An 8,889-nucleotide genomic window follows, 5' to 3' on the forward strand; every position below is an offset into this window, starting at 1 on the left:
AATGGCAAGAAGTCTAATTTTAATCAAAAGAAAATAGATAAACACTTAGCGTATATCGAAGCCAAAACCCAAGAATACCTCACGGCATTAGACCAAAACGACACCCAAAAAAACAGCATTAACTCTGGTTCAATATATCAACAAATTTATCTTTGATAGACCAATAAATAACATCAAAAATCAATTAATTTAATTTCACCCAACGGGTTAATAGTATATGTACTGCAATTTTTTTCATGATTAATGGGTGTAAATGTTAAAAAATGGAATGTCGACTAAAACGGAAAANTCCCGATAGCTATCGGGACTAGCTTCTCACTTCTCAAAAATCAAACTTCAACTGTATCCCAACCGACTTCTTCTGATCAACATTCAAGTTGCTTACCGAAATGCCTAACAATCGAACCGAGTCGCGCAGTCGTTCCTGATACAACAACTCTTTCGCCACCTGAAACAAGGCGCTGGCCGTCGATAAAAAGTGCACTCCCGTTTTCGAACGCGTTTGCAACGTAAAGTCGCTGTATTTGATTTTTAAAGTAACCGTCTTGCCCGCTAAATCGTGCTTTTTTAAACGTGCTGACAGTTCCTTGGCAATAACTTCTAACTTGTCGATCATAAACAACTCCGAAGTTAAGTTCGTTTCAAAAGTGTGCTCCGTGGCAACCGATTTCTGCGTGCGTTCAGGCATTACGGGCGATTCGTGAATACCGCGAACAATCTTGTAATAGTCTAGTCCCGGCTTGCCAAAATGTGTTTCCAAAAATTCGGCCGACTTAGCCTTCAAATCCTTGCCCGTGAAAATCTGATGACTGTACATCTTATCCCGCGTGACTTTTCCGACGCCGTAAAACTTCCCAATAGGCAACTCTTCCAAGAACGTTTCAACCTGCTCGGGTGCAATCGTGAACTGGCCGTTGGGTTTATTGTAATCAGACGCTACTTTCGCCAAAAATTTATTGATCGAAATGCCCGCGGAAGCCGTGAGCTGGGTTTCCTGAAAAATACGTTGCCTAATTTCGGTTGCCAACAACGTAGCCGAACCTTGGTTGACTTTATTTTGGGTAACGTCGAGATACGCCTCGTCTAACGATAAAGGTTCAACTAAATCGGTGTATTGGAAAAAGATTTCGCGAATCTTGGCCGAAATTTCGCGATACCGATCAAAACGCAAGGGAACGAAAATTAGCTGCGGACACAAGCGCTTGGCCAGAACGCCCGAAATAGCACTGCGTACACCAAATTTTCGCGCTTCGTAACTCGCGGCCGAAACCACGCCCCGAACCTCGTTTCCGCCAACAGCAATAGGCTTTCCGCGCAAGTCCGGAAAATCGAGCTGCTCGACCGAGGCATAGAACGCATCCATGTCAATGTGGATGATTTTTCGCATGTGGTAAAGTTAGCGAAAGCTTTCAAATCGGAAATTCCTGGCACAGGTATTTACCCCGAAACTTCGCTAATGCGCACGACCTCTCGCTGCTTCACCAATTGCGCAATCTGCAATAAATCGCTTAAAACACCGCGTGCCGTCACTTCTTTTCCTGCACCAGCGCCTTGCACAACTAGCGGATTGCGTCCGTACGATTCGGTGTAAATTTCAATTAAATTGTCGGTTCCGCGCAATTGCCCTAAAGCCGACAGTCGCTTTACAGCTGTTAACTTTACTTCGAAACGACGCTTCTCCAAATCTAAAACACCTACAAAACGCAAAACTTCATCGGGATCCAACTGCTGCTTGCGCTCTTCCAAATAGCGGTTTAAAGCCTGCTTATTCGAGCGATAATCGGTTTCATGCAGCAAACGGGTTAGTGTTTCTCCAAAAATAGGTTCAATCGAAATGTCGTCTAACTCCAACGGTTCCTGGAGTTCGCGCGCCAAAATCAGAAGCTTACGCGCAACGTCGGTGCCCGATAAATCGTCTCGCGAATCGGGTTCGGTGTATCCGTTTCGTTCCGCGTCGGCTAGAATCTGTGAAAACGGAAATGGCTCTACCGAAAATCGATTAAACATATAACTTAATGAGCCTGAAAAAACACCCTGAATGCGCGTAATTCGTTCGCCGGCTTGATACAAGTTGCGCAGCGTCTGAATGATTGGCAAGCCCGCACCCACATTGGTTTCATACAAAAATTGCTTCCGTTGCACCACCAATTCGCTGCGCAAAAGACTGTAAAAATTTAAGTCGACCGTATTGGGTTTTTTATTCGCCGCAACCAAATGACAGCCGTGTTGCACCAAAGGCAAATAGCGGCCGAGCATGACATCGGATGCGGTAACATCAACGGCTATCAGGTTTTCTAGTTGCGTATTTTTTAGAAAATCGAGTATTTCTTGAAATTGATACGGAATCGACGAGCGTTTAAAATCGGTTTCCCAAGCTTGTTGCTGATCCGCGTTTTGGAACAACACCACGGTGGAATTAGCAATAATCGGAAAGTTGAATACAATGCCGTTTTGCTTCGCAATAAAATCGCGCGATTCTTCTATTTGCTTCAGCAAGGTGCTTCCCACATTTCCGATTCCAAAAAGCAAAATATTAATGGTTGTAACTGACATACGTGTTGGTTTTCTGTGTGTGAAAAATGGGGTTTAAAATCTGCGAAAGCTGTTCGTTTTCAATCAAAAAGGCATCGTGACCGTGCACCGAATTTATCTGATGTAAAAAAATGTTTTCGCGCTTTGTTTTTAGAATTTCAAAGGTTTTTCGGTTTTCGGCAGCGGTAAAAAACAAATCGGTGTCAACCGCCACAATGTGAATGGCAGCAGTAACGTTGCGAATAACCTGAAGGAAATCGGCGCGCTCTTTGGTGATGTCGTTTGTCTTTAGCAAATGATTCATGAGTTTGTAAGCCGATAACGTAAAGCGATTTTTCAATTTAATTCCGTGGTTGAGCAACCAACGCTCGACTTGAAATACCGACGATTCGTTGGTGCGCGTTCTACCAAACCGCTGATTTATCGATTCGGGCGTACGGTACAACAACATGGCATGCAGGCGCGCATCGGCAATGGGATCGTCGGAATTGTTTAGAATTTGGTCTTGAATAAGTACTTGCGCAATAACCCAATCGGTAGCTTTCCAATCGGTAGCAATCGGAATTAAATGTCCGATCGATCTCGGTTGCAACACGGCCATTTCCCATGCAATTGCGCCGCCCAGACTTCCGCCAATCACAGCAAAAATGCGTTCAATGCCCAGCGCATGCAAACCATTCCAAAACAATTGCGCGATGTCGCGAACGGTAAATTGCTTGTATTCGGAGATTAAATTCGCGGGGTTTTTATCGTAGCCGTTTCCGGGAATATTAAATGCAATCACGGTAAAAACATCGGTGTCGATCGTCTTTCCCGAACCTACCAACTCACTCCACCAACCCTCCGGACCGCTTACGTTCGAATTCCCCGTAAGGGCATGATTTACCACAACTACAGCTGCGGTTCCTAAAGTTTGCCCAAAAACCTGATACGTAAGCACGGGCTTGGCGTAGGTGTAGCCGTTTTGTAAACGCAGGTCGGTAAGCGGAATATTAAATAGATGTGCCATAACTCTAATTTTTTATCGAAACACAGGAGACTTTTCGCGGTTTTGCCTATCGAGTTTTGGTTTGTTTAACTGCCCTCCGCCACAATGGGGAGGACAGTTGCACAAACAAACAAAACAAAACCTAATGAATGGATTAGCTGAATTTATACGTGGGCGGTTTGAGGCGCCGTAGCAGCAACCAAGGCTTGTTCGATATCAGCTTTTAGGTCGGCGAGATCTTCCAAACCAACCGAAACGCGTATCAAATCGGGTGTTACGCCGGTTGTGCGTTGCTGCGCTTCGGAAAGTTGCTGGTGAGTGGTGCTGGCTGGGTGAATGATGAGCGATTTTGTATCGCCAATATTGGCCAGTAACGAAAACAATCGTGTCGAATCAACAAAGCGTTTTGCGCCATCAAAGCCCGATTTTAGACCGAAAGTTAAAATACCGCTTTTGCCTTTTGGCAAGTACTGTTCGGCCAGCGTTTTGTACTTCGAACTTTGCAATCCGGGGTAATTTACCCAAGCTACTGCCTCTTGTTGTTCGAGCCATTGCGCCAAAGCCAAGGCATTTTCGCTGTGTTTTAAAATGCGTATCGACAAAGTTTCCAAACCTTGTAGCGTCTGGAACGCATTAAACGGACTCAGCGCTGCGCCAAAATCGCGCAAACCTTCAATCCGCACTTTGGCAATGAACGAAGCGGCACCCAATACCTCGTAATATTTTAATCCGTGGTAACCCGGCGAAGGCTCGGTGAATTCCGGGAATTTGCCGTTGCTCCAGTCGAAGTTTCCGGCATCGATAATCACGCCACCCAGCGAAGTTCCGTTGCCGGTAATGTATTTGGTAAGCGAATGAATCACGATGTTGGCTCCGTACGCAATTGGGTTCAGCAAATATGGCGTTGCTACGGTATTGTCGACAATAAACGGAACTTGAAATGCCGCGGCACGATCGGCAATGGCGCGTAAGTCGAGCACGTCGAGTTTCGGGTTTCCGAGGCTTTCGGCAAAAAAGGCGCGGGTATTTTCTTGAGCGGCGCGGGTAAAATTCTCCGGATCTTCTGGATCTACGAAAGTGGTGGTTATGCCCAGACGCGGCAAGGTAACGCTCAGCAAATTGTAGGTGCCGCCGTAGAGGCTGTTTGAGGCCACGATATGATCGCCGGCGCGCAGCAGCACGAGCAAGCTTGTGGCAATGGCAGCGGTTCCGGATGCGGTAACTACGGCGCCAATTCCGCCTTCGAGCGCGGCTAAACGCTGTTCGAGCACGTCGTTTGTGGGGTTGTTGAGGCGGGTGTAAATAAAACCGGCTTCGGCTAATCCGAACAAGTTTGCGGCGTGGTCGGAGTTGTTAAACACGTACGAAGTGGTTTGGTAAATAGGCACGGCGCGTGTTCCTGCGGTTTTGTCGGTGTCGTGTCCGGCGTGCAATGCCAAGGTTGAAAATTGGGTTGTACTCATGATTTTAATTTTTATGGATTACTAAATTTGAATGAATGCGAAGGCAAAAAAAAAGTCCTTTTGGAGCGGTTTACCAAAAGGACTTAACGTTTTAAAGAACTACTTTATCAGCTGTCAAGACACAGGTAAACCCAGATGTATGTGCAACACATCATCCACATCATGAAGCAACATGACATTGAGTTTAGCGCGGTATTTCTTGATTGAACTGACATTTTTAAAAATTGATTTTTGAACAACGAGAATAAAAAAACCTCTGCGGTTGGGCAGAGGTTAACTAAGTTTATGCGAGATCTTACAATCATGCCATAGTGCACCTCTGCGGATTACTCCACATCATACAACAGCACATCATTGTTAGATTTTTCATGTCGATTATTTCTGGGTGTAAAATTGCTGGGTGTAAATGTAAAAACCAAACTTTTTTTGATTTTTAACAAATGATTGGGTTTTGCAACGCGATTTTAAAACAAATAAACTCTTATTAATCAATTAATTACCGCGATTAAATTTCTTCATCTTTTTTCACGGATTTTTCGTTTGGGCGTTCCCGCCGCCGCGTTTTAGTGGAAAGGTACGGTGCGGCGGGCGGTCCTTTCGCTGCTAGTCCGCAAAAATTTATGCGCAAAACGGCGGCACAACCGGGCTTCTTGGGTCGCCCGTTTGTTTGTGTTTTTGCAGCACAAATTTTCTTACGGGCTATCCGCTGCAGTACCTAACGCGGGGGAGGGGGTGCAGGGAAACGTGTTACAACAACCGAATTCGAAGGATTGGATTTGCTTTTATAATATTAAGCGATCTTTCTTGTCAAATTCTAAAAACCTGAAACGCTTAATTGCGGCAAATAACTAATTTTTTTGCCGAAATTATACAAAACGATTTTTCGCGTATATTTGAACTTTCAAAGTAATAAAATGAGAACAGCTCTTGAAGATAAAATTAAGCGTTATTTTGGCAACGTTAAATTAATGACGCGGGATAAGCTTGTGGCAGAACTGCAGAGGGACTTTCCTACCTGGACAAATAATACCATTAATACAAACTTGTATCGCTTAAAGAAAAACAAAATACTTAGTACACCAACCAGAGGAATTTATACGCTAGAAACCGGAACAATTTTTCATCCAAGAGCAGATGCTAAATTGAAAAAAATAGCTTCAAGAATACGAAGAAAGTACCCTTTTGTAGATTATTGTGTGTGGGACACTTCGTGGCTAAACGATTTCATGTTGCATCAACCGTTTAGAAGATTTACAGTTGTTGAAGTAGAAAAAAGTGCAGTTGAATCGGTTTTTGCGCTGCTGAGTGTTGAATTCAAATATGTATATTTAAATCCGGATCATGTGCTTTTTGAGCGATACATCAATACAAAAGATGAGGTTATCATTGTAAAGCATTTAAATTCGGAAGCACCAACAATTACAGATGATCAAATCGTTTTTCCCACGCTCGAAAAACTGTTAGTGGATATGTTAATTGATGAAAATCTGTTTTCGGCACAGCAAGGGGAATTAGATTATATTTTTAAATCGGCATACAAGAAATTTACAATTAATGAATCCAAAATGAAACGATATGCTTCGCGGAGAAATAGAGAAGTAGAATTAGAAAAAAGATTAAATACAAATTTGGCAAAATAAATTAATTTTTGCCAATATTATACAAATGATAAACAAAGAAACACATACTATCGATTGGATTCTTGGCTTAAGAAACAAGTTAGAAAAACGCATTGATCCCAAATTAATTGAAAAAGTAATTTGGGCACTCACACTGTTGGAGCAATTAAAAGTAAAAGGGTTAAACTTTACATTCAAAGGTGGTACAGCATTGTTATTGGCAACAGAAGTTCCAAAAAGATTTTCAATTGACATTGATATCATAACTGAGCATTCGGAAGAAGATATAAAAACAGCTATTCAAGAAATTGTAAAAGAAAAAATATTTAGTGACTGGGAAGATGATAATGAGCGTAAACATACTCCTGATGCTCCAATAGGACATTTCAAGACCTATTACAAAAGCGTTGTAGATGGTAATATCGAGCCTATTTTATTGGACCTGCTCTACACACCTAATCCATATCCTCAAATTCGCGAACTGCCTATAAAACACAATTGGATTTCCACTTCTGGGGAAGATACCATAATTGCAATGCCAACCTTTGATGCTATTTTGGGCGACAAGTTAACAGCATTTGCCCCTAAAACAACCGGAATTCTTTATAGCAAAAACCGCCCGGTAGAAATCATAAAACAATTATACGACATTGCATTTCTATTCGACAACATAAGTGATTTAGCAGTGGTAAAAAACAGCTACAACAAAGTAGTGCAAGAAGAAATTGGTTTCCGAAAATTAGACAATACAGCAACAGAAGTATTAGATGATACTTGGCAAGCTTGCTATACATTAGCCGAACGCAATATAAAATCAGAAGAGTTTAGTCAGCTACAATTAGGCATCAAAAACTTTACCAACTTCACAATTGACAGATTTAGCATTGATGAAGCAATAACAGCAGCAGCTAAAGTCGCTTACCTAACCAAACTATTACAATCTAGTAAAGAATTAAATTTAGAAAGGTTTAAAAACCCATTAGAAATAAAAGATTGGTTAATTGAAGACCTAGAATACAACAGACTAAACCAGTTAAAAAAGAACAACCCAGAAGCTTTTTACTATTGGTTTAAAGCAGTAAGTATCTAAGGAAGATACAACCTTCAATAGACTAAAACTAATGGATAGAAGTCGTTGAATGCCGTCAGCTATTATTTTGTCAGCTCGCTTTGAATTGCGCTAAAAACCATTTCCTTAATGTTCCCCCTCACCCCAACTCGCCAATCACTTCCCATAAAAACGTGCCAAAATTTTCGAATTCGGGGGTGGTTTCGAGGGTGGCGGGGTCCCAAATGAGTACAGGGCAAGTGTCGGTTTGGGAACGATTGTGGTTTTGGGTGTCGATAACGTAGTATTGGCCATCGCCAACGTCGGCAATGGGGATGAAATGCTGGGGCAATTCTTCGTTGCGGAGGTTTGTGGTAAGCCACGTAACGCAAGGGATGCCCGTTCCCATGAGTTCGGTGTTGGAAACGATGCCAAAAAGCTCTAAACCGAGTATGTCGCCGCAACCTAGTTCGGAAACAAATTTCCGGTACGTGGGCGGAAACGTTAGGTTAAGAAAGGCTTCGGTTTTTTGTATTTGTGCTTCGAGAATCGGACCTACAAAATCGGCCGAATCGGGGTTTTCGTGGATAAATGATAAGGCTTTTTCGATACTCATGGTTTTTGGGTTTGGTTGGGTCATTAAAGTTATGAAATTCTGGTTTACGGCGTATTTCAAATCCGATTCACAAAACGTACAATATCGCTCCTGCAACGACACGTTTTGCACCTTCCCCGCAATAACGACTGCAACGGAAACCAAAACGCGAGAAAAAGGGTAAAACCTGAACTCGATTAAAAATCTTTGTCAGATCGCGGTTCCACAATACATTGATATTTAGACTAATAGTAAATCTGTGTAAATCGCGGTCGCTAAATATTTAAACGGCTGCTTACTTCGTTGCATTTATTTGCGATACTACAGTATCCCAAATAAAGTGCGCCNGAGAAAAAGGGTAAAACCTGAACTCGATTAAAAATCTTTGTCAGATCGCGGTTCCACAATACATTGATATTTAGACTAATAGTAAATCTGTGTAAATCGCGGTCGCTAAATATTTAAACGGCTGCTTACTTCGTTGCATTTATTTGCGATACTACAGTATCCCAAATAAAGTGCGCCTTGTATTCAACCGTTTAAATATTTTCTGACTTTAATTTTTAAAACGAGTTCAGGTTTATAAAAATGTAAGCTTCCTGTAAGCTTCCCATTAAATCGAACTGTTTAAAAGTAGAAAAATA

General features: G+C 42.3%; 7 protein-coding genes. 2 read left to right on the plus strand and 5 right to left on the minus strand.

Features of this window, described 5'->3' with window-relative positions:
* Positions 1-322: 322 nt before the first annotated feature.
* The 4 genes from dinB to CHX27_RS05265 form a co-directional block, all read right to left on the minus strand.
* Positions 323-1,387: a DNA polymerase IV gene (dinB, locus tag CHX27_RS05250; protein ID WP_094485712.1), complete on the minus strand. Its 1,065-nt coding sequence runs from the start codon at positions 1,385-1,387 to the stop codon at positions 323-325.
* Between the two features lie 50 nt (positions 1,388-1,437).
* On the minus strand, positions 1,438-2,553 hold the full coding sequence (locus CHX27_RS05255; protein WP_094485713.1) for a homoserine dehydrogenase family protein: 1,116 nt from the start codon (positions 2,551-2,553) through the stop codon (positions 1,438-1,440).
* Entirely contained in the window at positions 2,534-3,541 is a 1,008-nt protein-coding gene (locus CHX27_RS05260) for an alpha/beta fold hydrolase (protein WP_094485714.1), read from the minus strand. Before CHX27_RS05260 ends, CHX27_RS05255 begins: the two co-directional genes overlap by 20 nt.
* A 143-nt stretch (positions 3,542-3,684) precedes the next feature.
* Positions 3,685-4,983: an O-acetylhomoserine aminocarboxypropyltransferase/cysteine synthase family protein gene (locus CHX27_RS05265; protein ID WP_094485715.1), complete on the minus strand. Its 1,299-nt coding sequence runs from the start codon at positions 4,981-4,983 to the stop codon at positions 3,685-3,687.
* Between the two features lie 914 nt (positions 4,984-5,897).
* On the opposite strand from CHX27_RS05265, the gene CHX27_RS05270 reads away from it, so the two are divergent.
* Positions 5,898-6,623 (plus strand): DUF6577 family protein, encoded by a 726-nt coding sequence (locus CHX27_RS05270; protein WP_094485716.1) that lies wholly within the window; start codon positions 5,898-5,900, stop codon positions 6,621-6,623.
* A 25-nt stretch (positions 6,624-6,648) separates the two neighbouring features.
* The gene (locus tag CHX27_RS05275) at positions 6,649-7,692 is read left to right on the plus strand and encodes a nucleotidyl transferase AbiEii/AbiGii toxin family protein (protein ID WP_094485717.1); all 1,044 of its coding nucleotides are present in this window, start codon (positions 6,649-6,651) and stop codon (positions 7,690-7,692) included.
* A 118-nt stretch (positions 7,693-7,810) separates the two neighbouring features.
* Here the strand turns inward: CHX27_RS05275 and CHX27_RS05280 are convergent, their stop codons facing one another.
* Positions 7,811-8,266 (minus strand): SMI1/KNR4 family protein, encoded by a 456-nt coding sequence (locus tag CHX27_RS05280; protein ID WP_165764447.1) that lies wholly within the window; start codon positions 8,264-8,266, stop codon positions 7,811-7,813.
* Positions 8,267-8,889 lie beyond the last annotated feature (623 nt).

This window comes from Flavobacterium aurantiibacter (assembly GCF_002251775.1).
Lineage (GTDB): Bacteria > Bacteroidota > Bacteroidia > Flavobacteriales > Flavobacteriaceae > Flavobacterium > Flavobacterium aurantiibacter.

Coding starts and splice junctions, on each gene's coding strand:
- CHX27_RS05255 (WP_094485713.1), bottom strand. CDS start 2,553: ATGTCAGTTACAACCATTAATATTTTGCTTTTTGGAATCGGAAATGTG.
- CHX27_RS05270 (WP_094485716.1), top strand. CDS start 5,898: ATGAGAACAGCTCTTGAAGATAAAATTAAGCGTTATTTTGGCAACGTT.
- CHX27_RS05275 (WP_094485717.1), top strand. CDS start 6,649: ATGATAAACAAAGAAACACATACTATCGATTGGATTCTTGGCTTAAGA.
- CHX27_RS05265 (WP_094485715.1), bottom strand. CDS start 4,983: ATGAGTACAACCCAATTTTCAACCTTGGCATTGCACGCCGGACACGAC.
- CHX27_RS05280 (WP_165764447.1), bottom strand. CDS start 8,266: ATGAGTATCGAAAAAGCCTTATCATTTATCCACGAAAACCCCGATTCG.
- dinB (WP_094485712.1), bottom strand. CDS start 1,387: ATGCGAAAAATCATCCACATTGACATGGATGCGTTCTATGCCTCGGTC.
- CHX27_RS05260 (WP_094485714.1), bottom strand. CDS start 3,541: ATGGCACATCTATTTAATATTCCGCTTACCGACCTGCGTTTACAAAAC.